The sequence below is a fragment of the Bifidobacterium sp. SO4 genome, from assembly GCF_018555355.1.
GTDB lineage: Bacteria > Actinomycetota > Actinomycetes > Actinomycetales > Bifidobacteriaceae > Bifidobacterium > Bifidobacterium miconisargentati.
Genome location: NZ_JAFEJP010000001.1, coordinates 185,715 through 211,833 on the forward strand (window position 1 = coordinate 185,715; position 26,119 = coordinate 211,833).

20 protein-coding genes and 1 tRNA gene are annotated in these 26,119 nt (G+C 65.0%); all 21 read right to left on the reverse strand.

Annotated features, from left to right (window positions below; all coding sequences use genetic code 11):
* Positions 1-79: 79 nt before the first annotated feature.
* The 21 genes from ilvC (JS536_RS00800) to JS536_RS00900 all read right to left on the reverse strand — a co-directional run bounded on the left by ilvC (JS536_RS00800) (position 80) and on the right by JS536_RS00900 (position 26,060).
* Positions 80-1,132, reverse strand: coding sequence for a ketol-acid reductoisomerase (gene ilvC, locus JS536_RS00800; protein WP_214355416.1), 1,053 nt, complete (start codon positions 1,130-1,132; stop codon positions 80-82).
* A gap of 491 nt (positions 1,133-1,623) precedes the next feature.
* Entirely contained in the window at positions 1,624-2,676 is a 1,053-nt protein-coding gene (ilvC, locus tag JS536_RS00805) for a ketol-acid reductoisomerase (protein ID WP_101625426.1), read from the reverse strand.
* Between the two features lie 337 nt (positions 2,677-3,013).
* Positions 3,014-4,381 carry an MFS transporter gene (locus JS536_RS00810; RefSeq protein ID WP_214355417.1) on the reverse strand — a complete coding sequence of 456 codons (1,368 nt, stop codon included), beginning with the start codon at positions 4,379-4,381 and terminating at the stop codon, positions 3,014-3,016.
* 585 nt (positions 4,382-4,966) lie between these two features.
* Positions 4,967-6,016, reverse strand: coding sequence for a LacI family DNA-binding transcriptional regulator (locus tag JS536_RS00815; protein ID WP_214355418.1), 1,050 nt, complete (start codon positions 6,014-6,016; stop codon positions 4,967-4,969).
* Positions 6,017-6,193: 177 nt separating this feature from the next.
* Positions 6,194-7,834: an MFS transporter gene (locus JS536_RS00820; RefSeq protein ID WP_214355419.1), complete on the reverse strand. Its 1,641-nt coding sequence runs from the start codon at positions 7,832-7,834 to the stop codon at positions 6,194-6,196.
* A 204-nt stretch (positions 7,835-8,038) separates the two neighbouring features.
* Entirely contained in the window at positions 8,039-9,364 is a 1,326-nt protein-coding gene (locus JS536_RS00825) for an MFS transporter (protein WP_214355420.1), read from the reverse strand.
* A 287-nt stretch (positions 9,365-9,651) separates the two neighbouring features.
* On the reverse strand, positions 9,652-11,175 hold the full coding sequence (gene gtfA, locus JS536_RS00830) for a sucrose phosphorylase (protein WP_214355421.1): 1,524 nt from the start codon (positions 11,173-11,175) through the stop codon (positions 9,652-9,654).
* A gap of 379 nt (positions 11,176-11,554) precedes the next feature.
* Entirely contained in the window at positions 11,555-12,826 is a 1,272-nt protein-coding gene (locus tag JS536_RS00835) for an ABC transporter substrate-binding protein (protein ID WP_240544179.1), read from the reverse strand.
* A 342-nt stretch (positions 12,827-13,168) separates the two neighbouring features.
* A complete protein-coding gene (locus JS536_RS00840) occupies positions 13,169-13,981 on the reverse strand; it encodes an ABC transporter ATP-binding protein (protein ID WP_214355422.1) in 813 nt (270 codons plus the stop codon).
* Complete coding sequence (locus JS536_RS00845) at positions 13,978-14,937, reverse strand: ABC transporter ATP-binding protein (protein ID WP_214355423.1); 960 nt, start codon at positions 14,935-14,937, stop codon at positions 13,978-13,980. The genes JS536_RS00840 and JS536_RS00845 overlap by 4 nt, the downstream gene beginning before the upstream one ends.
* Entirely contained in the window at positions 14,930-15,913 is a 984-nt protein-coding gene (locus JS536_RS00850) for a branched-chain amino acid ABC transporter permease (protein WP_214304217.1), read from the reverse strand. The genes JS536_RS00845 and JS536_RS00850 overlap by 8 nt, the downstream gene beginning before the upstream one ends.
* Before the next feature lie 3 nt (positions 15,914-15,916).
* Positions 15,917-17,341: an SdrD B-like domain-containing protein gene (locus JS536_RS00855; RefSeq protein WP_214355424.1), complete on the reverse strand. Its 1,425-nt coding sequence runs from the start codon at positions 17,339-17,341 to the stop codon at positions 15,917-15,919.
* A gap of 257 nt (positions 17,342-17,598) precedes the next feature.
* Positions 17,599-17,967 (reverse strand): CrcB family protein, encoded by a 369-nt coding sequence (locus JS536_RS00860; RefSeq protein ID WP_236029288.1) that lies wholly within the window; start codon positions 17,965-17,967, stop codon positions 17,599-17,601.
* A 2-nt stretch (positions 17,968-17,969) separates the two neighbouring features.
* Positions 17,970-18,812 carry a CrcB family protein gene (locus JS536_RS00865; RefSeq protein WP_214355425.1) on the reverse strand — a complete coding sequence of 281 codons (843 nt, stop codon included), beginning with the start codon at positions 18,810-18,812 and terminating at the stop codon, positions 17,970-17,972.
* Positions 18,813-18,852: 40 nt separating this feature from the next.
* Positions 18,853-20,139 (reverse strand): adenylosuccinate synthase, encoded by a 1,287-nt coding sequence (locus JS536_RS00870; RefSeq protein WP_214355426.1) that lies wholly within the window; start codon positions 20,137-20,139, stop codon positions 18,853-18,855.
* 197 nt (positions 20,140-20,336) lie between these two features.
* Positions 20,337-21,404, reverse strand: coding sequence for a class II fructose-bisphosphate aldolase (fbaA, locus tag JS536_RS00875; RefSeq protein WP_214304212.1), 1,068 nt, complete (start codon positions 21,402-21,404; stop codon positions 20,337-20,339).
* Positions 21,405-21,500: 96 nt separating this feature from the next.
* The gene (locus tag JS536_RS00880) at positions 21,501-22,484 is read right to left on the reverse strand and encodes an EamA family transporter (protein ID WP_214355427.1); all 984 of its coding nucleotides are present in this window, start codon (positions 22,482-22,484) and stop codon (positions 21,501-21,503) included.
* A gap of 29 nt (positions 22,485-22,513) precedes the next feature.
* Positions 22,514-22,587, reverse strand: a tRNA-Gly gene (locus tag JS536_RS00885).
* Positions 22,588-22,651: 64 nt separating this feature from the next.
* Complete coding sequence (gene htpX, locus JS536_RS00890; protein ID WP_214355428.1) at positions 22,652-23,596, reverse strand: zinc metalloprotease HtpX; 945 nt, start codon at positions 23,594-23,596, stop codon at positions 22,652-22,654.
* 62 nt (positions 23,597-23,658) lie between these two features.
* Positions 23,659-24,120: a class A beta-lactamase-related serine hydrolase gene (locus JS536_RS00895; RefSeq protein WP_214355429.1), complete on the reverse strand. Its 462-nt coding sequence runs from the start codon at positions 24,118-24,120 to the stop codon at positions 23,659-23,661.
* A gap of 488 nt (positions 24,121-24,608) precedes the next feature.
* Positions 24,609-26,060 carry an FAD-dependent oxidoreductase gene (locus JS536_RS00900; RefSeq protein ID WP_214355430.1) on the reverse strand — a complete coding sequence of 484 codons (1,452 nt, stop codon included), beginning with the start codon at positions 26,058-26,060 and terminating at the stop codon, positions 24,609-24,611.
* Positions 26,061-26,119: the final 59 nt, after the last annotated feature.

A 26,119-nucleotide genomic window follows, 5' to 3' on the forward strand; every position in this document is an offset into this window, starting at 1 on the left:
GAAGGCCGCCAGTCCGAATGAATCGGGCTGGCGGCCTTTATACGTCAGGCGCTAATCAGCGGATGCTCACCGCATCAGGTCACTGAACCTGGGCGCGGGCGATCTTGCCGGTGAAGGAGTTGGCCTCGTCGGCGTCCTTGACGCCGTCCTTGTTCCAGGAGAACATGGCGCGCAGCTTCGGGCCGACGGTCTCGATGCGCTCGTTGGAGTACTTCTCCTGCAGCTCCTTGAAGTGCGGGGCGCCGGCATCCTGGTCGTCGATGAACTCCTTGGCGAAGGAGCCGTCCTGGATGCGCTGCAGGTGGTATTCCATGCGCTTGCGGCAGTCCTCGTTGATGACGGTGTTGGTGTAATCGCCGTACTGGGCGGTGTCGGAGCAGGACCAACGGGCCTTGTTCAGACCACCCTCGTTCATCAGGTCGACGAGCATCTTGAGCTCGTGGCAGACCTCGAAGTAGGCGATCTCCGGCTGGTAGCCGGCGTCGGTGAGGACCTCGAAGCCCATCTCGACGAGCTTGTTCACGCCACCCATGAGCACGTTCTGCTCGCCGAAGAGATCGGTCTCGGTCTCCTCCTTGAAGGTGGTCTTGATGGCGCCGGCGCGCAGGGCGCCGAGGGCCTTGGCGTAGGCCAGGGTCAGGGCCCAGCCGTCACCGCGCGGATCCTGCTCGACGGCCACAACGACCGGGACGCCACGGCCGGCGGCGTACTCACGACGCACGATGTGGCCCGGGCCCTTCGGGGCGACCATGAACACCGGGTGATCCTCGGTGGGCTTGATGTAGCCGTAGTGGATGTTGAAGCCGTGGGCGAAGGCGACGGCGGCACCCGGCTTGATGTTGGGCTCGATGTCGTCCTTCCAGATGTTGCGCTGGTACTGGTCGGGGGCCAGGATCATGATGACGTCGGCCTCAGCGGCGGCCTCCGGCACGGACTTGACCTCGAGGCCCTGCTCCTTGGCGAACTCGACGGACTTGGAAGTCGGACGCAGGCCGACGACCACATCAACGCCGGAATCGCGCAGGTTCAGCGCGTGGGCGTGGCCCTGGGAACCATAACCGATGATGGCAACCTTCTTGCCATCGAGGACGGAAAGATCGGCATCGTTGTCGTACCAGATCTGTGCAGCCATGTAAGCACTCCTTGTACTACTTGCGTACCGGCGAGAATGGGGTAAGCCGGCACACGGTGTTGTGGTGGTTGCGCGTATGCAGTGGTTATGCATGGTGCGCGTTTGGGTGGGCGCCCGGATTCCCGGGCGGGCTCAAGCGTGGCGGGATTGTGTCCCGCAAACTGGTGTCCATCCTACCGAGAACGGGGGCGTCGCTTGCCCTCCGTCCAAAACGTGAGCTGGGTTACAAAACGGTTTTGGACAGTTGCTCGACATGTGGAAAATTCGGCCGGCCGTCGCAGCCGAGCAAAAAGCTCTGTTAGACCAAGATCGACATGAATCCTATGGGACTACCCCTCAGTCGGCTTCGCCGACAGCTCCCCTGACAAGGGGAGCCAAGAATAAGGGACATGTCAATCCTGGTGCAACAGAACCAAAAAGAAAGCAAAGGCCGCCGCTTCCGAATGAACGGGAGCGGCGGCCTTATGCGTCAGACGCTAATCAGCGGATGGTCACTGAACCTGAGTACGAGCGATCTTGCCGTTGAAGGACTCGGCCTCGTCCTGATCCTTGGCCGGGCCGTTGTTCCAGGAGAACATGGCGCGCAGCTTCGGGCCGACGGTCTCGAGGTGCGGGTGAGAGTACTCTTCCTGCAGCTTCTTGAACTTCGGGGCGCCGGCGGCCTGGTCGTCCATGAACTCCTTGGCGAAGGAGCCGTCCTGGATGCGCTTGAGCTGGTACTGCATGCGCTTCTTGGTCTCCTCGGTGATGACCGTGGAGGTGTAGTCGCCGTACTGGGCGGTGTCGGAGCAGGACCAACGGGCCTTGTTCAGACCACCCTCGTTGGCGAGGTCGACCAGCATCTTCAGCTCGTGGAACACCTCGAAGTAGGCGATCTCCGGCTGGTAGCCGGCCTCGGTCAGCACGTCGAAGCCCATGTCGCACAGGTGGTTGATGCCGCCCATGAGGACGTCCTGCTCGCCAAACAGATCGGTCTCGGTCTCCTCGGTGAAGGTCGTCTTGATGGCACCGGCGCGCAGAGCGCCCAGAGCCTTGGCGTAAGCCAGGCACAGCGGCCAGGTCTTGCCATCCGGATCCTGCTCGACGGCGACCACGACCGGGACGCCACGGCCGGCGGCGTACTCACGACGCACGATGTGGCCCGGGCCCTTCGGGGCAACCATGAACACCGGGTGATCCTCAGACGGCTTGATGTAGCCGTAGTGGATGTTGAAGCCGTGAGCGAAGGCCAGGGCGGCACCCGGCTTCAGGTTCGGCTCGACGTCCTCCTTGTAGACCTTGGCCTGGTACTGATCAGGCAGCAGGATCATCACGACGTCAGCTTCGGCGACGGCTTCCGGAACGGACTTGACTTCCAGGCCCTGCTCCTTGGCGAACTCGACGGACTTGGAGGTCGGACGCAGACCGACGACCACGTCCACACCGGAGTCACGCAGGTTCAGCGCGTGGGCGTGGCCCTGAGAGCCGTAGCCCAGGATGGCGACCTTCTTGCCATCGAACACGGACAGATCGGCGTCCTTCTCGTACCAGATAGTTGCTGCCATTTTTGGCGCTCCTTTATATCTATTGTTTATTTATGGGGTGAGTATTAATGCGTTCCGCTGATGCGGAAAATTCTTGGTTCTTCCTTGTGGGCTTTTCCGATATGCAGGTTTAGTCCTGTCGTTTCGGAAAAGCCCTCAGGGGGTTCACTCTGTGAACTCAAGTTTTTTCACGTTGTGAACCGGGGATTTTGAGTTATGAGATGTGAGGGTTTCTGGCTCTCTGAGAGGGAGCAATGTTCACCGTGGGCTCCCCTCAGTCACCTTCGGTGACAGCTCCCCTCAGAGAGGGGAGCCAAAGTGCGGAGGCAATCGCGAAGCCGGAAACCAGCCGTTGATTTCACTTCGTGAAATCAACGTCCTTAGTCTCACGGCAGGTGAGCACGGAGACCAGGCAGCACACGGCCATCACGCCGAGGTAGAGACCCACGGAGTGGACGCCCCAGTTGTGGGACAGCCAGGTGGCGATGGTCGGCACGAAGGCGGCGCCCACGATGGCGGCGAGGTTGTAGCCGATGCCGGAGCCGGAGTAACGCACGTTGGCGTCAAACAGCTCGGGCAGGAAGGCGCCGATCGGGCCGAAGGCGATGCCCATCAGCGCGAAGCCGATGCACAGGAAGGCCATGTTGGCGGCGAAGTTCTTCTGGCCCACGAGCTGGCCGTCCAGCAGGAACGGGAACAGCACGGCGAACACCACGAGCGCGCAGGAGGAGAAGGTCAGCACGCGACGGCGGCCGATCTTGTCCGCGTACAGGCAGGACAGCACGATGAACAGGGCGAACACGCAGATGGAGATCATGAGCATGAGCAGGTACTCCTGGTTGGTGAAGCCCAAGTTGCCGCCGCCATTCGCGACGTCCTTGGTGCCCCAAGCGAGGGACCAGGTGGCGAGCGTGTAGAACAGCGTGTAGGTCACGGCCACGAGGAAGGTAGCCTGCAGCACCTGACGCCAGGACTTGCGGAAGACCTCGGTGAGCGGGGACTTGACGACCTTCTTCTGCTCCTGGGCCATGCGGAAGATCGGGGTCTCCTCCATGTGGACGCGGACCACGAGGCCCACGATCACCAGCACGGCGGACAGCAGGAACGGCACGCGCCAGCCCCAGGCCAGCATGGCGTCCTGGTCATTGAAGGACTCGAGCACGAAGTAGGTGCCGTTGGACAGGAAGAAGCCGATCGGGGCGCCCAGCTCCGGGAAGGAGCCGTACAGGGCGCGCTTGTTCTCCGGGGCGTTCTCGGTGGCCACCAGCGCGGCGCCGGACCACTCGCCGCCCAGGCCGATGCCCTGGACGAAGCGCAGCAGGCACAGGATGGCGACGGCGAACACACCGGCCTGGTCGTAGGTGGGCAGGCAGCCGATGAGGAACGTGCCGACACCCATGGTCATCAGCGAGACGACCAGCGTGGTCTTGCGGCCCATGCGGTCGCCGAAGTGGCCGAAGACCAGCGAGCCGAGCGGGCGGGCGATGAACGCGATGGCGAAGGTCAGCAGGCTCATCAGCAGGGCGACGGTCGGGTTGGCCTTGTCGGAGAAGAAGATATGCGGGAAGTAGTTCGCTGCGGCGGTGCCGTAGGCGTAGAAATCGTAGAATTCGATGGCGGTGCCGACCATCGAGGCGGCGATCACGGTCTTGACCGAGTCGCGCACCATGGCGGCGGCCTTGCCCGCCACCTGGTTCAGTCCAGTCTCTTCGACTGCTGCAGTCATGAGTTGCTCCTGTAACTCTCCATCACTCTCTCGTACGGGCCTTACCGCGCCCTGGGGTGACTGCGAGATTCGTTTCTTGGGAATTGGTTCTTGGGTTATGTACCGCGTGCTCTCCGCTGCCGTACCGCGCTGCGGAGATTTGCCTTCATGCCTTGTGAGCGCAACAAAAAAGCCCCGCATCGCGCAGGGCCTGACCGATTGTGTCGGTATTGATTGGCCCTGCCTTCGTTGACGGGGCCTCAAGCATTGGTTGCCGTTAGTCCGCCAGCGAAGACGGGCTAATAATTCGTGCGGAATCAAACGCAGAAGCATTGAATCCAGTCATCGCGTGGCCTCCTTTCGGTGTTCCTCGGGTCCGTTCGACCCGAACTGGAATGAGACAATAAGCGCGCACCTGCGCCCAAACCAGCAGAGGTTCACTATGTGGACGCAGGGTCTTGACAGATGGAGCGAAGCAATCGATCCTGCACCTGCACAACAAAGACCGGCATGCATTCCATTGGACTACCCCTCAGTCGGCTACGCCGCCAGCTCCCCTGACAAGGGGAGCCAAGAAGTCGAGAGACACAGGTGATGACTGAGCGACTATCGCGTGGTCTCGCCGGGGATGAAGGCGACTGGCACGACCTGCTCTTCGATGACGGATTCGTCGCCGGCATCGTCCGTCTTGGACGCACGCGACGGCTTGCCTCCGGCCGTGTCATCGGCGGCGATCTGGTCGTCCATGCGATTGGCGAGCGCGGCGGCGAGCGCCGGGAAGTCCTGGCGGACGGCGGTCAGTCGCTTGCCCGCGATTTCGGTGATGAGCGTGCCGTCGTAGGCGATGATCTGCAGGTCACGCGGCACGTTGATGCCGCGGCGGCAGGCCTCCTGCAGGGCCATGGCGGCCACCACGTCCGCGCCGACGATGGCGTCGACGCCGGAGTACCGTTCGAAGATGTTGCGGGCGACGGCTTCGTGGGCGGTCACGTCCGTGACGGAGCCGGCCTCCACGTAGTCGCAGGCGATGCCGGCTTCGGAAAGCATGCGCTCGACGGTGAGGTGGTAGCGCACGGTGGGGAAGGTGGTGCCGTCGGCGAACTGGGTGCGCGGGCCGCCGGCGAGCACCACATGGCGCGCGCCCGTGCGGATGAGGTGCTGCGCGACGAGCCGGCCGCCCTGTTCGTGATCGGAGTGGACGGTGGGCACGCCGGCGCCGAGGAAGCGGTCGAAGGCCACGATCGGGCGGCGGATGGCGGTCCAGAAGTCGGCGGGGTGCTCGGTGTGGGCGGCCATGATGATGCCGTCCATCATGTGACGCTGGAGCATGCCCACGTATTCGCTTTCGCCGGTGTCCGCATCGGCGGTGGAGCACAGCAGGGTCTTCAGGCCGCGGGAGGCGAATTCGCGCTGCAGGGCGGCGGTGAGCGTGGCGAAGAACGGGTGGGCGATGGTCGGCATGATGACGCCGACGGTGTTGGTGCGGTTGTGGTAGAGGTTGCGGGCCAGTTCGTTGGGGATGTAGTTGAGCTTGCGCATGGCCGCCTCGACCTTGGAACGCATGTCGTCCGAGACGTATCCGGTGTTGTTGACCACCAGCGAGACGGTGCTCAGGGACACTCCGGCCTGCTTGGCCACGTCGCGCATACCGACCATGTTCGTTCCTCCCCGGTGAGTCGTTGGACCGTCGGGCCGCCTGCCGCGCACATCACGGCCCATGTTGGAATACAGTGTACTCGAACCGGTTTGACAGCGTTTCGCCCCACGCGAAGCGAATATCGCGCGGGGCGAAGGTGGACCGGACCGGCCGTTTTCGGGAACTACCGGACGCTCTCAGTCGGCGGCGTTGGCGGAGACCAGCGTCACGGTGCCGGCCAGCAGCACCAGCACGATGCCCGCGGGGAAGAGCAGGTAGTAGCCGAAGCTGGAGGCGAAGGCGTTGACCAGGATGGCGCCCACGATGGCGGCGAGCGCCAGGCCCGCGGAGTTGGCGAGCGCGTAGACGCCGAGGTCATGGCCGGCGGTGCGCGGATCGGGCAGGGAATCCATCACGAGCTCCAGCCCGAGCGCGTCGTAGAGGCCGAACGCGAATCCAGAGATGAGTGCGAAGGCGATCAGGCCGTTCTCACGCGCGGTGCCGGTGGACCAGACGCCCAGGCCCCAGGCGAGCGCCAGGCCGAGCGCGTACAGCACGCAGGAGGAGGCCACCACGGTGGCGGTGGCGATGCCCTTCTCCTCGATCTTCTCGGAGATCGGGCCCGCGGCCCAGGATGCGAGCGCGGCACCCACGAGCGTGGCCACGGCCATCGCCATGATGAGGAATCCGGCCGGGATGGTCAGCGGCGCGGATGTGAACCGCACGGCCTTGCCGTAGACCCAGAAGCGCACGAGGTACCACAGGAACACACCGGTCATGCCCACGCCGGCCATCATCAGGGTGCGGGCGGCGAACGCGCGGGCGAAGGCGGGCGCGTGGGCCGGGAACTTCAGCTGGCCGAGCACCGCGGCGCCGTCCATGCGCACGTGCGGCTGTTCGGTGCTGGACGGCTCCTTGGGCAGGATCAGCACGGTGAGGATGCCGGAGAGCGCGAAGATCACGGCGAGCGTGGTGAAGGCGGAGTCGAAGCCGAACATCACGCCGAACGCGCCGAGGCACATGCCAATCGCCTGGGCCAGCATCACGCCGATGCCATGCCAGCGTTCGATGCGCGGGCGGAACTTGTCCGGCACACGTTCGCTGATGGCGCTGGCCAGCGGCACGGACAGCATGGCGTACGCGAACTGCATCACCGCCCAGAAGATGCCCATGACCACGATGCTGGTGTCCTGTCCCAGGATCAGCGTGTTGAGCGCGCACAGCAGACCGCCGGCGACCATCCACGGGGTGCGGCGGCCGAACGGCACGCGCGTGCGGTCGGACAGAGCGGAGACCAGCGGCATGGAGAACATGGCGGCCACCACGCCGACCACCACAAGCACGGCGAGCGGCATGGCCAGATCCGTGGCCACGGGCAGCGGTCGGCCGGTGGCGGGGTTGAGGGTGATCGCGGTGGGCAGCGAGGTGTCGTAGCCCATCATGCGGGCCGCCATGTTCGGCACGGCGATGGAGTTGAGCGCCACCCAGGGGGCGCCCACAAGCATGGAGGCCACGAAGAAGCCCCAGTTGAGGCGGGAGACGCGGCGGGCGTCCGGTTTCTCGCCGTTGGCGGCGACCATCGGGTCGCGCATGTCCAGATAGGCGGAGGACATGTCCGGCGCGGGGGCGTCCACGCTGGCGGCAGCGGCCACGGCGGCCGACGTGGCGGAGGAGGCGAGGCGGACGGTCTGGGCCTCGGGCTGGTCGGCGGACGGTTCGGGCGGACGGCGGCGGTCCTTGAAGGCCAGTCGGGCCACGGCGGCCTTGTCTTCCGGGCTCAGCGCCTTGTCGAGATCCGGGCGGTCGTCAATGCCCGGGCGCACGTACGGTTCCAACATGATTCGCTCTTTCCCTTGTGCTCTGTTCTGTGCTCTCCGGTTGCCGCGCCCTCACGCTTGCAGCAAGGCTCACGGCAACGCAAAACCGCCCGCGCGCACTGGCTTCAGTGCACTGCGGGCGGTTTGCTTTCCATCAGCCCAGTCTACGCTGGACCGAATACTTGATGGGCTTTCGAGCCGTTGCGGACGGGCCCTGCGGACGGACTACTTGATGCCGCGGATCTGCATGATGAGGAAGGCGGCGATGAGCACCACCACGATGCAGACCGGGAACACCAGGCCGTAGTTGCCGCCGGTGGCCATGACCACGCCGGAGGTGAGCAGGGAGCCGAGCACGGTGGACAGGGTGTTGGCCATGTTGAGCACGCCCAGATCCTTGCCGGCCTCCTTCGGGTTCGGCAGGATGGACACGTTCAGGGCCTGGTCGATGGCGTTGTAGACGCCGTAGCCGAAGCCGGCGATGGCGGCGAACAGGTACATGCCCCAGGCGTTGTGGAAGATCCACGGCATGGCGGCACCGATGGCGAACAGCACGCTGGCGCCGGCGACCGGGATCTTGCGCATGCCGAGCTTGTCGGAGATCGGGCCGGAGACCAGGGCGGCGATCAGGGAGACGACCATGGTGATCACGGACATGGTGGCGATCACGCCGGCGGCCGCGGTCTTGAGCTGCTCGGCGTCGTAGCCGGAGTCGGAGAAGGTGTAGTACTTGACCACGTAGAGCAGGTAGCCGTTGATCATCTGGTAGCCGGCGACCATCATCATGCGGCCGAAGAGGGCGTAGTAGAAGTTGCGGGCGCCCTTGCCGTGCGGCGGGATGAAGGCGCGCAGCACCATGCCCAGGCTCACCGGCTCGCGCTCCTCGTCCACGTTGGAGGGTTCGCGCGGCCAGATGCCGACGACGATGATGCCCACGAGGGCGAAGCCGAGCGCGCCCACGGTGAAGCCGAGGTCGATGTTGCTGATGAGCAGGGAGCCGACCAGGGAGCCAGCGGTCTGGCCGAGCACGCCACCGGCGCCCATGAAGGAGGAAACGGAGCCACGGAACTTGTCCGGCACGCGGTCGGACAGGGTGGCCACGAACGGGGCGTTCATCCAGTTGTAGAACAGCTGCATGCCGCACCACAGCAGCAGGATGAGCGGCAGGGAACGGGTGACGAGCAGGCCGGCCACGCAGGCGCCGCACAGGATGCCGCCGCTGATGATCCACAGCGTGCGCTTGCCCCACTTGGAACGGGTGAGGTCGGAGAAGGTGCCGAAGATGATGTTGGCGAACAACGCCACCACGGAACCGACCGAGTTGATGGTGCCGATGAAGGCCTCGCGCTGGCCGGGGGCGATCTGGTCCACGAGCTGCGGCACGAGGATGGAGGACAGCGAGACCCAGACGATGCCGGTGATGATCAGGCTGATGGTGAAGCCGGCGCCGAGGCGCACGACATCCAGCACGGAAGGGCGGCGGCCGTAGCTGTCAAGCTCGGCCTTGTCCACGGCGGGGGCCGCGGCTGCCGTTTCGATTGTTGATTCCATGGTTCACTTCCCTGTGAGAATCGATTGGCGGATTTGGGGGTGACGTTTGCGTTGGGCGGTCGTCAGTCGCGACTGGAAGCCGACGACGAGGCTGCGTCCGGGGATTCCGGGCCGAAGAACCATACGGTGTTCCTCATGGACAACTCCTGCGTTGACTTGTGTCGTTCTCATCGAACCGGTTCGATAGTAGCATGACGTCAATCGATTGACGTAATCCGTCGGCGTGTCTTGCGATACCCCCGACCAAACGTATTCGGGGGTATCGCTCATCGGTCGCGGACGGGGCGTCAGAGGAGGGCGATCGGCGGATCGTTCAGCAGGTCGACGGTCTCGTGATCGCCGGCGGCGTCGGTCCAGGCCAGGCTGGCGACCGGGGTCTCGTTGTCCGCGCCGAGCCCGCGTCCGGGCTCGAAGGTGAGAGCGGCGCGGGTCCGTCCGTCCGCGGCGGTCCAGCGGAAGGTGATGGACGTGTCACCGTCGGCCTCGTAGGCGAATTCGCCGTCGAACGCGGGCAGTTCGTTGCGGAAGCGGCACAGGGCGTTCAGCGCCTTGACCACCGGGCGGGCCAGGTTCTCGTCGATTTCGGCGATGGAATAGTAGTGGCGGTTGATGTCGCGGCCGTTGTTGGTGCGGCGCAGCAGATCCATGTCGTTGCCGCCGGCGAGGGCGCCCACGTAGTAGACCTGCGGCACGCCGGGCAGGAAGAACTGGACGGCGCGGGCGGCCAGGTAGTGTTGGTCGTTGCGGCCGAGCGCGGAGTAGTAGGTGGAATTGACCTGGTAGAGGTCGAGGTTGGACGCGGCGGCGCCGGTGGCGGCCTGGGATTCGCCGTGGGTGTTGGCGTGGATGGTGTTGACCAGGTTGTCCACGTCCTCGTCCGGCACGAGGCCCTTGAGGCTGCGGTCGAGCTGGTCGGAACCGATGTCGATGACGCCGATGCCGTCGTGCGTGTCGAGCACGGTGACGGCGTTGTTCGGGCGGATCTCGGTCCAGTGGGCCACCGGCTCGACGTGACCGGTGAACAGGGAGTGCAGGAGCAGCGGCGGCAGGGCGAAGTCGTAGACGCGATCCACCTTGGAGGCGATCTCCACCTGCTTCTTGTAGTACGAATGTACCTCGATGAGGATTTCAAGGCCTCGTTTGACGCCCTCCTCGCGCAGGCGGGAGATGAGCTTGAAGGTCTTCGGGGTCATGAAGCAGCTGGTGCCGGCCTCCTTGGCGCCGTAACCCACGGCGTCGAGGCGGATGTAGCTGACGTGGCTGGCGGCCATCTGGTCGAAGATGGACATCAGGTATTCCCAACCCTTGTCCGAGTCGGTATCGATGTCCACCTGCTGCGGGGTGAAGCTGACCCACACCAGACGGGTCTTGCCGGCGAACTTGTAGTGGGTGAACGGCAGGCCCGGACGCGGGCGGTAGATGCCGGCCAGATCCTCCTCGGTGGCGCCGTTCGGGAAGACGGAGCTCATGGTCAGGAACATCGGGTAGTACTCGGATTCCTCGCCCTTGGCGAGCACGTCCTGGAACTGGGCGGATTCCCAGCTCATGTGGTTGACGATGGCGTCGACCATGATGTCGTGGGTCTTGGAGAGTTCGGCCACGTCGTCCCAGGAGCCGAGGCGCGGGTCGACCTTGGTGTGGTCGATGGGGTCGAAGCCGGCGTCCGCACCGTCGAACGGGGTGAAGAACGGCAGGACGTGCACGCCGTCGTAGACGCCGTCGAATCGGGTGCGCAGGATGTCGGTCATGCTCGCGATGGTGCCGTCGCCGAGGCGATCCGCGTAGGTGATGAGTTGGACTTTGTTCTTCACGGCAACTCCTGTGTTGTGTTGTTGGCGGCGCCCTGCCGGACGAGAACAGTGTCCCGCGGGGTGCGTCTTGTGTATCGAACCGGTTCGATGGTAGCGGCGGGATCGTCGGAGGTCGAGCCGGCCGGCGTGTCGAACCGGTTCGACACAGGAAGTGGAAACGCCTGTTATGCCAAAAAGGACACTTCTCCCGCGGGACTACCCCTCAGTCACGCAGTGCGTGACAGCTCCCCTGACAAGGGGAGCCGAGAAAAATATGTCACCTTGGTCGAACAGAGCCTATGAAAAAGCCCCGCCAGTGGACGGGGCTTGTGTTTGGGCCGTTCGGTGGGGCTGGTCGACCGGTCGAATCGCACGGGACTATCAGTCAGGCGACTGGTGATCAGTCGGTGGGGACCTTGCCTTCCTGGGTGTGGTCGAACTGCGGCACGTTCTTGCCGTCGAACACGTACACGCCGATGTTCGCGGAGCTCGGGTCGTTGTTCTTGTTGAACGGGCCGATGCCGGTCAGGCCCTTGTACTTGATGTCCTTGCCGGACTTGAGCAACGCCACGCAGTCTTTGTAGGTGGTGCATTCCTCGCCGCCGTTCGCGCCGGAGACCGCGGCCATGTTCTTCTGGATGGTCGCGCCGTCGGCGGAGCCGCCCTTCTGCGCGGCCAGCGCGGCCAGGATGATGCCGTCGTAGGTTTCGGCGCCGTAGGTGAAGGTGGTGATGTCCTTGCCGTAGGCCTTGACGAGCTTCTTCTGGAAGTCGTCGGAGGCCATCACGCCGGGGATGGTGCCCTTGGAACCCTCAAGCAGGCCGGCGTCCAGATCCTTGGAGTAGTCGGCGGTGTTGCCGTCCACGAAGTAGAGCTTGTGCATGTCCACGCCTTGGGAGGCGAGCTCCTTGAGCAGTGGCTTGGTCTGGTCGAAGGCCACGATGGCGATGGCGTCCGGGTTGGAGGCCTTGATGGCGGTGACGATCGAGGAGAAGTTGGTTTCGGTCGGGTCGAAGGCGTCGTCCGCGCCGTACACCACGTTCACGCCCGCGCCTTCGGCGGTCTTGACGATGGTGTCACGCAGGCCGGTGCCGTACTCGTCGTTGAACACCGCCACGGCGAGGTTCTTCACGCCGTCCTGGGCGATGACCTGGCCGAGCACGGCGCCCTGCACGGAATCCGGCGGCACGGTGCGGAAGAAGTACGGGCTCAGGCCGGAGAAGTCGGAGCTCGTGGCGCCCATCGACAGCATCGGCACGTTCGCCGAGGTGATGGTCTTGTACACGTTCTTGACCACCGCGCTGGAGGCCGGGCCGATCACGAAGGACGGGTTCTTGCTCATCACGGACTGGGTCGCGGAGGAGTTCTGGTCGGCGTGGTCGGCGTCCGAGGTATCGGCGTCCGTGGTGGTCACGTCCTTGCCCAGCACGCCGCCGGCCGCGTTGATGTCGGCGACGGCCAGCTTCTCGGCCGCGAGTTCCGGCGGGGCCAGATAGGCCAGCGAACCGGTTTCAGGCCACAGACCGCCGAGCACGAAGGTGTCGGTCTTCTTGGCCGAGGCGGTGCCGGAGTCCGTGCCGCCGCCGGAGCTGGAACCGCAGCCGGCGAGCGCCATAATGGCGGCGGCGATGGCCGCCGTGGCCGTGATCATGTACTTCTTGGTATTCAACATTTGAATCACCACTTACTCTCAAGCCCTTGCGGGCAATGGTGCCGATGCGAGCGGTTGATCGCCCGAATCTTGGCTTTGAGCCTAGGCGGGCGTTGATTCGTGCAGATTGTTCACGTGTAACCGTCTGATGAAGTCCGAAAACTGTTGGAAACATGCGGTTTTTGGCCGTTTTCAGGCATGCTTGCGCTTGGGGTCGAGCAAGAGCGTGCTCCCCTCAGAGAGGGGAGCCAGAACAACGACCGTCCTTCTGTAAGAAGGACGGTGACGTGTGCGGCCTCTAGGCGCACCGAGGGAAGGCGTACGAAGGTACGTCGACCGAGGAGCAACGACGAGGACGCTCCGTCACCGGCCTTCTTCGCGGACCTCTTCTTCCAGGTTGCCCAAGTACAGGCTGATGACCTTCGGGTCTTCGAGCAGGTCGCGCCCGCGGCCGGAGTAGGCGTTGCGGCCCTGGTCGAGCACGTAGCCGCGGTCGCAGATCTGCAGGCAGCGGCGGGCGTTCTGTTCGACGATGATCACGGAGACGCCGGCCTTGTTGACCTGGCGCACGCGGATGAAGGTCTCGTCCTGGAGCATCGGGGAGAGTCCTGCGGACGGCTCGTCGAGGAGCAGGACGGACGGGTTCATCATCAGGGCGCGGGCCATGGCCACCATCTGGCGTTCGCCGCCGGACAGGGAGCCGGCGAGCTGGTCCTTGCGGGTCTCCAGCTTGGGGAAGATGGAGCAGACGTAGTCGAACCGTTCGTTGAACTTCTTGGGGGCCTGGTAGGCGCCCATGTGCAGGTTCTCGGCGATGGTCAGGGAGGGGAAGACGTTCTCGGTTTGGGGCACGAAGCCCACGCCGAGGGAGACGAGCTTGTCCGCCCTGAGGTTGGTGATGTCCTTGCCTTTGAAGACGAGCTTGCCGGAGTGGATGCGGACCAGTCCGAACAGTGACTTGAGCAGCGTGGACTTGCCGGCGCCGTTCGGGCCGATGATGCCCACGATCTCACCCTCGTGCAGGGTGAGCGAGGCGCCGTTGAGGATGTTCACGCCGGGCAGATAGCCGGCCACGAGGTTCACGGCGTCCAGCAGGGGCTCGCCTTCCGGTTCGCCGACGTGGATTTCGGAGCGCGGACGGGTGTCGGCGGTTGCAGTGGTTTCGATGTCAGTCATCGTTGCTCCTCGCTTTCCTTGAGGTCCAGCACGGAGTCGTCGCCGAGGTCGATGTTGGCGTTGGCGCCGAGGTAGGCGTCGATCACGGCCGGATCCTCCATCACGGACTTGGGCTGGCCTTCGGCCACGATCCTGCCTTCGGCCATCACGGTGACCCAGTCGGCGATGTGACGGACCATGTTGATGTCGTGCTCCACGAACAGCACCGTGGTGCCTTCCTCGCGCAGCGACATGATGTGCTCGAGCAGCGACTGCTTCAGCGCCGGGTTCACGCCGGCCATCGGCTCGTCGAGCATGACCAGCTGCGGATCGCTCATGAGCGCGCGGGCCATTTCGAGGAGCTTGCGCTGGCCGCCGGACAGCGAGCCGGCGAAGTCGTCCTTCTTCTTGATGAGCAGGAAGCGTTCGAGCAGCGCCTCGGCCTTCTCGATGTTCGCCTTCTCCTGCTTCTTCCACAGGCCCGGGATCAGCGAGCGGAACATGCCTTCGCCGGGCTGCACGGGGGCTCCCAGGAGCATGTTGTCGAGCACGGTCAGGCGACTCATCACCTTGGTGAGCTGGAAGGTGCGGACCATGCCCATGCGCGCCACCTTCTCGGGCTGCACGTGGGCCATGTCGTGCCCGTCGAAGCGCCAGTCGCCGGTGTTCGGGGTGTCGAATCCGGTCATCAGGTTGAAGAACGTGGTCTTGCCGGCGCCGTTCGGGCCGATGAGCGCGGTGATGCCGTGGCGTTCGATTTCGAAGTGCCTGACGTCCACGGCGGTCATGCCGCCGAACTTGCGGGTCACGTTGTTGGCCACGAGGATGGGGTCCGGCTTGTGCACGCCGGGTGTGTGCTCCACGAATTCGAGGTCCGCGGAGACCTTGTCGCGGTAGGCGGTGGAGATCAGCTTCTCGCCTTCCGGGGCCTTGGTGGCCCACTTGGCGAGGTCTTGGAATGGCTTTGACTCAGGCATTGAACGCCAGCTCCTTTCGGTCTCCCAGGAGGCCCTGCGGTCTGAATATCACCAGGCACATGAGCGCCACGCCCACGATCACCCAACCGAGCGCCTCGACCTGATTGGAGGAGATGAGCGTGTCCGGGATGGCGCCGCGCATGATCTCCTTGACGAACGTCAGCAGCACCCACAGCAGGCAGGATCCCAGGATCGGCCCGAAGATGGTGGCCGCACCGCCCAGCAGCAGGATGGTCCAGGTGTAGAACGTGACCGCGCGGCCCAGCGAATCGGGTTGCACGGAGCGCGGCAGCACGAAGATGATGCCGCCGAACGCGCCGAAGATGCCACCCAGGATCAGCGCCTGCATCTTGTATGTGGTCACGTTCTTGCCGAGCGAGCGGATGGCATTCTCGTCCTCGCGGATGCCCTTGAGCACACGGCCCCACGGCGAGTGGAACCAGCGCCAGCACAGCAGCGCGGCGATGGCCACGAGCACCCAGGCCACCAGTCGCAGCCACCAGGAGTTCGCGATGTTGTTGTTGTACGTCCACAGCAGGAAGGTGGTCGATCCGTTGGGGAGCGGCGACGTGCCCTCGAACTGGGTGGTGAAATCCTGCGGGGAGATGCCGGCCGAACCGCCGGTGATCTTGGTCATGGCCGTGGACCGCCCGATGATGCGGATGATCTCGGCTGCCGCCAGCGTGACCATGGCCAGGTAGTCGGGGCCGAGCTTCAAGGTCGGGATGCCCAGCAGCAGCGCGTAGATCACGGCGAGCGCCACGGCCGCGCACACGGAGGCGAACAGGTTCGCGCCCATGGACTGGGTGATGGCGAAGCCGTATGCGCCCAGCAGCATGAAGCCGGCTTGGCCCATGTTCATGAGTCCCGTCATGCCGAAGTGGATGTTCAGGCCGATGGCGGCCAGCACGTACGCCGCCGTGGTCGGGGCGATGAGTTCGCCCAGCGTATTGGAGATGATGGTAAGGAAATCCATGGCTCAGCCCACCCTTTGCTGCTTGCCGAAGAGGCCCTGCGGACGAATCAGCAGGACGATGATGAGAATCGCCAGCGCACTGGCGTAACGCATGTCGTTGGGGATGACGAGCGAGCTCATATCCGCGACGATGCCGATGATCAGGGAACCCACGAGGGCGCCGTTCGCGGTGCCCAGGCCGCCGAGGGTGACCGCCGCGAACATGAGCAGCAGCAGGGTGGCGCCGGTGTTCCATGAGATGCCGTTGAGGTAGACGCCCAGCAGCACGCCGGACAGGGCCGCCATGCCGCAGGACAGGATCCAAACGATGCGCACCACCTGTTCCACGTTGATGCCGGAGGCGGAGGCCAGCGCGGCGTTGTCGGAGACGGCGCGGGTCGCGCGGCCGAGCCTGGTCCGGTAGAGGAACAGAGTCACGCCCACGATCACGATGATGGCGATGGCCGCCGAGATCAGCGTGGGCGCGTCCGTGGTGACCGGGCCGATGGTGAAGCTGGCCGGTATGGACTTGGTGATGCCCTTGATGTCGCCGCCGAAGAAGAACTGGAAGAGGTATTGCAGCGCCATGGACAGGCCGATAGTCACGATCATCTGCTGCATGGTGCCCACGCGCTTGCGGCGCAGCGGCGCCCAGACGAGCTCGTTCTGGATCCAACCGGTGAGCGCGCCGATCGCCACCGCGAAGACGGCGGCCGGGATCAGCGGCCAGTGGAGCACCTGCGTGCCCACGTACGCCATCAGGCCGCCGAGGGTGACCTGCTCGCCGTGGGAGAAGGAGCTCAGGCCGGTGGTGCCGTAGACGAGGTTCATGCCCACGCTCATCAGGCCCAGCATGAGGCCGAAGATGACGCCGGAGAACAACTGCTGCCAGATGCGTTTGCCGATGTTGGCGGTGGCGGACGAGCCGTTGGCGGTCTGGGCGGTGTCGGAGGAGACGGATGAACCGGATTGCGTGCCGGAGGCTGTGGAACCGGAACCGGACTTGCCGGAGCCGTTCGCGGAGGCGGCCACGGGCTTGTCGAAGCGGACCACCTGGCGGGCCTTGTCGAAACTGTTCTTCTCGATCTCGACCGTGGCGGCAGCGGCCTTGAGGCCGTGCTCCTTGGCCACGGATTCGTCCATGGTCACGGTGTATTCGCCGTCCGCGGTCACGGAGAAGGCCCACTTGCCTTCGGCGTCGGTGGTGGCGGTGGCCTCCTCCTTGCCGGAAAGCTTCAGGGTCACGTTGGCGATGGGTTTCTTGTCCGCGTCCTGCAGGATGCCGTTGACGCATCCGTTCGTGGCGGTCGGGTTGCACGTGGGCACGGCTTCGGCCGCAAACGCGCGGCCGGGGGCGGCGATGCTCAGCGCCATCAATAGGGCGAAAACTGTGGTGAACAGCAACAATCCCAGTCGATGACGCCGTATGGAAATGTGTACGGCTGTCATATAACTGTCCTCTCTGGATTTGGTTTTCAACCTAGGAGGACAATCAGCGCGCACGGTTGCGCCCAAGTTTCCCTTGCGTTACCGGCCCGCCGGTTCGTTACAAGGAAATAACCCTGGCCTTTCCCTCGGCTCCCTTCTCTGAGGGGAGCTGTCAGCGAAGCTGACTGAGGGGAGCACCACGGTTATTCCCAGGCGCTCCCCTCAGTCTCGCTACGCGAGCCAGCTCCCCTCAAGGAGGGGAGCCGAGAAAAAAGGAATCAGTGCGCCAAACTACCGACGAGCCAGCCGAGCGACACGCAGATGACCGGCACCACGACGGTGGCCGCCAGATAGAACGCGGCCATGCCGAAATGCTTGTTGCGCGCCAGCGAGACCATCTCGTTGATGGCCGTGGAGAACGTGGAAAAACCGCCGAGGAAGCCGGTCACGAACAGCAGATACGTCGATTCGGGCACCACCTGATGTGCCCACGCGGCCGCGGCAAGGCCCGCGCAGAACGTGGCGATCACATTGATCACGAACGTGGAGAGCGGGAACATCCGGTTCCACCAGCGCTGGATGGAGGTGTTGAGTACGAATCGCGCGACCGCGCCGAGGCCGCCGCACATGCACACGAACAGGAACAGCATCAGTGGGCCTCCCCGGTGGTCGGGTCGCCGGTCAGCGGAATCTCGTCGGTGATGGGCGCGGGTTCGTAGGAGGGCGGGTTGATGTGGGCGATGTGTCCGGGGGCATCGCCGTCAGAGATGTCGGATCCGTCACCGTTCTCGCCGGCCGCAACGGCTCCGGCGGACCGGCCGTCGACGGGCATGGCCACCGTCTCCCCCGCCGTCACATGACGCCAGGTCTCCGGTTGCTGCTGACGCACCGCGACGATGGCGGCCTTGGCGGTTTTGCGGGCGGCCAGCGCCAGTCCGAGACGGGCGCCGAGATACGCCACGACCAGGCCCATGAGGAAACTCACGAGCAGGTAGAACACGGCTCCTGCAATGAGATCACTCTGCATCGTGGTGAGTTCCTCGATGGCAAGCGCGGAGAGTGTGGAGAAGCCGCCGCACATGCCCATGCCGATGCCACGCGAGGTGAGTTCACGCACGCGCTTGCGAATCCACGCAGCCTGCGACAGGTAGGAGGTCAGGCACGCGAAGATAAAGCAGGCCGCCATGTTCGCCGTGAACGTGGGCACATGGAAGGCGTGCCAGAATCCCTCGGGCCCGGCGGTAGCGGGCAGGATGAAGCTCAGCCCGTAACGCATGGCGGTGCCCAGCGTGCCGCCGAGGAACACCACCAGATACAGCATGCCGTCGGCCAGCGGGTTGAAGCGGGCCTGGACGCGCTTGATGGGCGCGAGCGGAATCTGCGGCGGTTTGGCCGCGGCGGCCGCGCCCTGCGGTTCAGGCGTGGATTGGGCGCGCACCTGGGCGGCGGAGATCTCCTGGGTGCTGGGTGAAGGCTCTTGAGGCTCCATCATCGGACGGACCAGTCGAATCAGACGAACCGAATCGGCCGAATCAGTCGATCAGCGAGTGGACGGAGATGATGTGGTCGCGCTGCGGGCCGGTGCCAATGGCGGAGATACGGCAGTTCGACAGCTCCTCCAGACGCTTGACGTACGCCTGGCAGGTGGCCGGCAGCTCGTCGAAGCTGTGGCAGTTGGAGATGTCCTCGCTCCAGCCGGGCATGGTCTCGTAGATGGGCTTGGCGGCGGCGAAGGCGGCCTGGTCGGTGGGCATATCGTCGTAACGCTCACCATCCACGTCATAGGCCACGCAGATCGGGATCTCCTCAAGACCGGTGAGCACGTCGAGCTTGGTGAGCACGATGTCGGTCAGGCCGTTGACCTGGGAGGCGTAACGGTTCACGACGGCGTCGAACCAGCCGCAGCGACGCGGGCGGCCGGTGGTCACGCCGAACTCGTGGCCTTGGGTGCGCAGCCACTCGCCGGATTCATCGAACAGTTCGGTGGGGAACGGGCCCTCGCCCACGCGGGTCACGTACGCCTTGGAGACGCCGATCACGCGGGTGATCTTGGTGGGGCCCACGCCGGTGCCGGTGCAGGCGCCGCCGGCGGTCGGGTTGGAGGAGGTGACGAACGGGTAGGTGCCATGGTCCACGTCGAGCATGGTGGCCTGGGCGCCCTCGAACAGGACGGTCTTGCCCTCGTCCAACGCCTTGTTGAGGATCAGGCCGGTGTTGGCCACGTACGGCTTGAGGCGTTCGCCGAGCTTCAGGAGCTCTTTGGTGGTCTGGTCCACGTCGATCGGGCGACGGTTGTACAGCTTGACGAGCATCTGGTTCTTCTGGTGGAGGCTGGCCTCGACCTTGTCGTGCAGGTGCTGCTCGTTGAACAGGTCGTGCACGCGGATGCCCACGCGGTTGATCTTGTCGGCGTAGGCCGGGCCGATGCCGCGGCCGGTGGTGCCGATCTTGTGCTTGCCGAGGAATCGCTCGGTGACCTTGTCCAGCGTGCGGTGGTAGGGCGCGATGATGTGCGCGGCCTCGCTCACCAGCAGGTGGGAGCAGTCGATGCCGCGGGCCTCGAGGCCGTCGATCTCCTGGAAGAGCACTTCGGGATCGACCACCACGCCGTTGCCGATCACGGGGGTCAGGTGCGGGTTGATGATGCCGGAGGGCAGCAGGTGCAGGGCATACGATTCGTCGCCCACCACCACGCTATGGCCGGCGTTGTTGCCGCCGTTGAAGCGGGCCACGTAATCGACCTTGGTGCCGATCAGATCGGTCGCCTTGCCTTTACCTTCATCGCCCCACTGAGCGCCGATAAGAACAATTCCAGGCATGATAGCCTCCCCGCTAGTACGATTCCGCCGGGGACTAGAGTACCGTAAACCCTCTACCCGCGAAAGGCCTCATCTCATCAAGGATGAGTCATACGCAACAGCCCGGTCACAGGAAGCCGGTCCTGTTTTTCGGCTCCCCTCGTTGAGGGGAGCTGTCGAGCGCAGCGAGACTGAGGGGAGTTTCACACAGCCTGCCGCTACTTGAGCGCCTTGCCCGCGGAACCGAGCTGCCGGCAGGCCTCCACCACGCGCTCGGACATGCCGTCCTCGGCCTTGCGGCCCCAGGAGCGCGGGTCGTAGAACTTCTTCTCGCCCACCTCGCCGTCGATCTTCAAGACCTTGTCGTAGTTCTCGAACACGTGGTCCGCGATCGGGCGGGTGAAGGCGTACTGGGTGTCGGTGTCGATGTTCATCTTGACCACGCCATAGCGCACGGCCTCGGCGATCTCCTCCGGCGTGGAGCCGGAACCGCCGTGGAAGACCAGCTCGAACGGCTTGCCGTTGGGGAAGTCCACCATGCCGGCGGCGCTGGGCAGCTCGCCGTCCACCACGGCCTGGGCCACGCGGGCCTGGATCTCGCCGAGCAGGGCCGGGCGCAGCTTGACCACGCCGGGCTTGTACGCGCCATGCACGTTGCCGAACGTGAAGGCCGCCATGTACCGGCCACGCTCCCCCAGACCCAGTCGGCGGGCCACCTCCAGGCCGTCGGCGGGCGTGGAGTACAGCTTCTCGTTGATTTCGGCGGAGTGGCCGTCCTCCTCGCCACCGACCGCACCGATCTCGATCTCCAGAATGGTGTGGGCCTTCTGCGACTTGTCCAGCAGCTCCTCGGCGATGTCGAGGTTCTCCTTGAGCGGCACGGTGGAGCCGTCCCACATGTGCGACTGGAACGTGGGCTCCTGGCCGCGGGCCACCTGCTCGGCCTCGTGGGCCAGCAGCGGGCGCACCCATTCGTCCAGGTACTGCTTGGCGCAGTGGTCGGTGTGCAGGGCCACGGTGATGTTCGGGTACTTCGCGGCCACCTCGTGCGCGAAGGCCGCGAGCGCCAGCGAGCCGGTGACGCGGTCGTTCACGCCCATGCCGGACACGTATGCCGCGCCGCCCACGGAAATCTGGATGATGCCGTCCGATTCGGCATCGGCGAAGCCCTTCAGCGCGGCGTTCAGCGTCTGGGAGCTGGTCACGTTGATGGCAGGGTAGGCATATCCGCCGCGGCGTGCGGCGTCGAGCATTTCGGCATAGCGTTCCGGTGTTGCGATCGTCATGGCTTCATTATCGCTCGGGGCCTGCCCGCTGCCCGCGCCGGACGGGCCGGCACGGACGTGACCTAGCTCACCCGTTACCGTAAAATCACCGCAGGTTCACCGCACCAGGAACACCATGATGATGATCATCGCAAAACCGGCCAGGTCGGTGGGCGTGAACACGGCCCCCGCGAACAGCACGCCGGAGATGGTTGCGGTGACCGGCTCGCTGGTGCCGAGCATGGTGGCGCGCATGGCCCCGCACTTCTGCGTGCCGGCCAGGAACAGCCAGAAGGCGCCGAACGTACCGCCGATCACCGTGAACGCCATGAGCGCCACACCAACCCAGTCCAGCGCGGGCGCGGTGGCCCATGGCTTGACGAACGGCAGCAGCAGAATGCCGGAGATCATGAACATGATGCCGTTGACGGTAAAATTGCCCCATTTGGCCATCAGCGCGATGGGCAGGATGGTCATCATCGATGTGCCCACCGCGTCTGTGAGACCCCAGAGAAGGCCGGGCAACGGCAGGCTGAGCTGGGTCAGGTCGCCTCCGGTGGCGATGAGCACGGTGCCCACGAACGCGAGCGCCACACCCACGCTCTCCCGTTTGCCGGGAAGCCTGCGTCCCATGATGCACACGAACGCCAGCACCACCAGCAGGTTGAGCGTCTGCAGCACGGTGGCGGTGCCCGAATTGGTCCAGTCGATGGCCTTGAGGTAAGAGACCTGCACCATGAGCACGCAGGTGACGGCGCAGACCAGCAATCTGGGGTACGAGCCGCGGTCCTTGAGCGCGCCCATGAGCTTGTCCGGCGTGAACAGACCCGAGCAGACCAGGAAGATCACGCCGGCGAGCAGTTCGCGCACGCACGCGATCCACAGCGGGTCCGCATGGTAGGAGCCCATGAGGATTTTGGAGACGGTGGCGTTGACGCCCCACAGCACGCCGCCGGCAAGCGCGAGCCCGCCGCCGACGAGGATGTCCCGCGGCGTGCGTTCGAAGCTGGGGGTGGGCCTGCCGTTCGCGGTTTCGCCTGATTCGGCGACGTCTGGTTCGGCGACGCCCGCGGGGCGTTCGGAGGTTTTGGAAGTACACATCGCGCATCACGATACGCGCAGGATGAGAATGGAGCGGACAACGGGAGTCGAACCCGCCTCTAAAGCTTGGGAAGCTTTCATTCTACCGATGAACTATGTCCGCGAACCGGTCGGCTGCGGCCGGGGCCGCAACGTCACGAACAGCTATCGTATCACGTCGTGTGACGCTACCGCAGCACGCGGGTGGAGTACGTGGGCGCGGAAACCGGCGTGCCGTTCATCTCCCGCGCCATTTCCATGAGACGGGCGATGCGCTGGTCGGTCGGCGGATGGGTGGAGAAGAGCTTGGAGAACCCGGCCGCGGAGAACGGGTTGGCGATCATCATGGCGGAGACGGACTGGGTGCCGGCGGTCTTGCGCATCGGCGTGGTCTGCGCGCCGTAGGAGATCTTGTTGAGCGCGGAGGCGAGGGCCTCGGGATCGCCGGTCAGGAGGCTGCCGTCCTCGTCGGCGTCGTATTCGCGGGTGCGGGAGATGGCCATCTGGATGAGGGATGCGGCGATCGGCGCCAGGATCACGCTCAGCAGCACGCCAACCAAGCCGAGCCCGCCGGAGCCGCCGTCGCGGTCGTCGCGCGAATTGCCGCCGCCGATGTACATGAGCGAGTAGCCGAGGTAGGTGATCACGGTGGCCATGGCGGAGGCGATGGCGGAGGTCAGGATGTCGTGATTGTAGACGTGCATGAGCTCGTGACCCAGCACGCCGCGCAGTTCGCGGGCGTTGAGGATCTGCAGGATGCCCTGGGTGCAGCACACGGCGGCGTGGCGTTCGTTGCGGCCGGTGGCGAAGGCATTGGGACTCATGGTGGGGGCGATGTAGATGCGAGGCATCGGTTTGCCGGCCTTGGCGCTCAGCTCGCGCACGATCTGGTAGATTTCGGGGGCCTCGGCCTCGGAGACCTCGCGCGCGCCCATGGAGGCGATGGCGAGTTTGTCCGAGAACCAGTAGGAGAAGAACGTGGTAGCCAGGCCGATGACGATGTAGATGCCGAGCGTCTGCCGGGTGCCACCGGTGGCCCACCAGATCAGCATGATGACGGCCCACATCAGGGCGAACAGCAGCGTCGTCTTCAGGCCGTTGAAATGGCCATGCACCTGTACTTTGGCATCCATGAGGCCCAGCCTAAGGACGCAGCCTGAATGATTGCTGGATATGCACGGGATGTCCGGACGTGTCAGGCGGTCATCACGGAACCGTGGATCTGGTCCAGGAGGGTGATGAGTTCGGTGAGCAGGTTGTATTCGCCCGAGGCATCCGTCATCACCGCGAGCACGTAGTCGCCGGAGGAGGAGCGGACGATGCCGGCGTCGTTGAGCGCGTACAGGCCGCCCTCGCCGCCGATCCACCCGGCCTTGGTGTAGACGGAATACTGCCCGCCCAGCGCCATGTTGATGCTGGAGTTGAGCGTATTGGTGTATTCGGAGGCAAGCCATGTGCGAGCCTCGGCCGAGCCGGGTTCGCCGGAGGTCTCGTCCGAGAACAGGTAGCCGTAACCCTGGGCCCACATGCGCGCCATGTCGATGGCGGACAGGTCCAAGTACTCGCCGGCCGTCACATCCGTGGTCACGCCGACGCCGTCAAGCCATTGGGCGAGGGGCGCGTATGCTCTCGCGTCACAATGGCAGGCTGCGGCCATGCGCTTCCCCCGAGTCGTGTCCCGATCCGTGGCGCGCACGCCATGCGGACCGGCGCCGTGCGAATTTGCGTTCCCCGGGCTGGTTCGTTCGCTGCATCATGCCGCTCCTTGGCGCTGGTTCGGTGGTCTGGTCGTCGGTTTTCGCCGCGCCATAGCCTATGACTCCATGCTGACCGCACGGTGCCGGCCGACTGGGAATTTCCGGAAAACCGTTGACGGAACGGGGACGCGCCGCAGCGCAAATGCGGCTCCCGCCGGGACCTTGTCATGAAGAGCCGTTTTACAGGCAATACGCAAGGCAACAGTAGAGCCGAGATGGTCCGGCTCCCCCCTGAGGGGAGCTGTCGCTGAAAGCGACTGAGGGGAGCACCACGGGAATCACCCGCCAGGCTCCCCTCAGTCTCACTTCGCTCGACAGCTCCCCTCAAGGAGGGGAGCCGGAATCAGCCGCGCCGACTCAGGCTCGGCAACAACTTTTGCCCTCAAAATCAGGCGTGGGCGAGCTCGCGCATCTGGGCGGGCTCGATGACCTTCTTGTGCTCGCGGCCTTCCTTGGCGCCCTCGGCACGTTCGAAGGCGTCCACCTTCTTCCAGCCGGCGAAGTCGATGGGCTTGACGCCGCGCTCGGCCAGCAGGCGGTCGATGGATTCGGGGTCGCGGTCGGCGGCCACGCGACCGCCCTCGGCGGCCTTGGCCAGGTCCTCGAGCATGTTGGTCACGATGGCCAGGGCGTCGGACTTGGTGGAGCCGATCAGGCCCACCGGGCCGCGCTTGGCCCAACCGGTGGCGTACAGGCGTTCGCGCACTTCGCCGCCCTCGGCCTCGGTGGTGATGCGGCCGTCGCCGTTGGCGTTGGCCAGGTGGGCGCCGTGCTCGTCGTACGCGATGCCGGGGGCCTCGGCCGGCTTGTAGCCGATGGCGTGGTAGACGGCCTCGACCGGGTAGTCGGTGAATTCGCCGGTGCGGTGCATCTTGCCGTCGGCGCCGGTCTCGGTGCGTTCCACGCGGATGGCGGTCACCTTGCCGTCCTCGCCGAGCACCTCGGTGGGCGCGGAGTTGAAATGGATGTAGTACTTGCGGTCGGCCGGGTTGCCCTCGAAGTCCACGTCGCCGTCGTCTTCCATGTCCTCGGCCATCTCGCGGATGGCGAACAGCTCCTCGACCATCTGGCGGGTGAGCTTGTCCTTGCCGGCCACCTCGATGGTTTCGTCGTCAAGGTCGAAGTCGTCCTCGTTGATGATGAGCTGCACGCCGGGCAGCTTCTCCATCTCGCGCAGCTCCTGCACGCTGAACTTGGCCTGGGCCACGCCGCGGCGGATGAACAGGTGCAGCACCTTGGCCTTGTTGTTCTGGATGCCCTCGTAGACGTTGTCCGGGATGTCGGTCTTGGCCTTGAGGTCGTCCGCGTTGCGCATGAGCTCGCGGGCCACGTCCATGGCCACGTTGCCGCCGCCGATCACGGCCACGTTCTCGGCGGTCAGCGGCCACTCGCGGGCGCCGGTGGGGTAGCCGTCGTACCATTCGACGAACTTGGCGGCACCGTACACACCGTCCAGGTCGGCGCCGGGCAGGCCGAGCGGCTTGTCCTTGACCGCGCCGGTGGCGAAGAGCACGGCGTCGTAGCGGGCCAGGAGGTCATCGAGGGTCACGTCCTTGCCGAACTCCACGTCGCAGTAGAGGTGGATGTCCGGGTTGTCGAGGGTCTTCTCGAGCGCGGAGGCGATGAACTTGATGGAGGGGTGGTCGGGGGCCACACCGTAGCGCACCAGGCCGAACGGCACGGGCAGCTTCTCGAACAGGTCGATGCGGGCTTCGGTGCCGAGGCCCAGCTCCTCGCCCAGCTTCTTGAGCTGGCGCAGGAAGATATCGGAGGAGTAGACACCGGCCGGGCCGGCGCCGATCACGGCAATGCGGAGTTCAGTATTCGAAGATTCAGTCACGCGCTCTAGCCTAACGCAAGCCGCCGAATCGGGGAAGGGTGATTTCCGGTGCGATATCG

Bases quoted from the DNA above. Each gene is read 5' to 3' on its own strand.
- ilvC (WP_214355416.1), bottom strand. From the start codon at position 1,132: ATGGCTGCACAGATCTGGTACGACAACGATGCCGATCTTTCCGTCCTC.
- ilvC (WP_101625426.1), bottom strand. From the start codon at position 2,676: ATGGCAGCAACTATCTGGTACGAGAAGGACGCCGATCTGTCCGTGTTC.
- JS536_RS00810 (WP_214355417.1), bottom strand. From the start codon at position 4,381: ATGACTGCAGCAGTCGAAGAGACTGGACTGAACCAGGTGGCGGGCAAG.
- JS536_RS00815 (WP_214355418.1), bottom strand. From the start codon at position 6,016: ATGGTCGGTATGCGCGACGTGGCCAAGCAGGCCGGAGTGTCCCTGAGC.
- JS536_RS00820 (WP_214355419.1), bottom strand. From the start codon at position 7,834: ATGTTGGAACCGTACGTGCGCCCGGGCATTGACGACCGCCCGGATCTC.
- JS536_RS00825 (WP_214355420.1), bottom strand. From the start codon at position 9,364: ATGGAATCAACAATCGAAACGGCAGCCGCGGCCCCCGCCGTGGACAAG.
- JS536_RS00835 (WP_240544179.1), bottom strand. From the start codon at position 12,826: ATGTTGAATACCAAGAAGTACATGATCACGGCCACGGCGGCCATCGCC.
- JS536_RS00840 (WP_214355422.1), bottom strand. From the start codon at position 13,981: ATGACTGACATCGAAACCACTGCAACCGCCGACACCCGTCCGCGCTCC.
- JS536_RS00845 (WP_214355423.1), bottom strand. From the start codon at position 14,937: ATGCCTGAGTCAAAGCCATTCCAAGACCTCGCCAAGTGGGCCACCAAG.
- JS536_RS00850 (WP_214304217.1), bottom strand. From the start codon at position 15,913: ATGGATTTCCTTACCATCATCTCCAATACGCTGGGCGAACTCATCGCC.
- JS536_RS00855 (WP_214355424.1), bottom strand. From the start codon at position 17,341: ATGACAGCCGTACACATTTCCATACGGCGTCATCGACTGGGATTGTTG.
- JS536_RS00865 (WP_214355425.1), bottom strand. From the start codon at position 18,812: ATGATGGAGCCTCAAGAGCCTTCACCCAGCACCCAGGAGATCTCCGCC.
- JS536_RS00870 (WP_214355426.1), bottom strand. From the start codon at position 20,139: ATGCCTGGAATTGTTCTTATCGGCGCTCAGTGGGGCGATGAAGGTAAA.
- fbaA (WP_214304212.1), bottom strand. From the start codon at position 21,404: ATGACGATCGCAACACCGGAACGCTATGCCGAAATGCTCGACGCCGCA.
- JS536_RS00880 (WP_214355427.1), bottom strand. From the start codon at position 22,484: ATGTGTACTTCCAAAACCTCCGAACGCCCCGCGGGCGTCGCCGAACCA.
- htpX (WP_214355428.1), bottom strand. From the start codon at position 23,596: ATGGATGCCAAAGTACAGGTGCATGGCCATTTCAACGGCCTGAAGACG.
- JS536_RS00895 (WP_214355429.1), bottom strand. From the start codon at position 24,120: ATGGCCGCAGCCTGCCATTGTGACGCGAGAGCATACGCGCCCCTCGCC.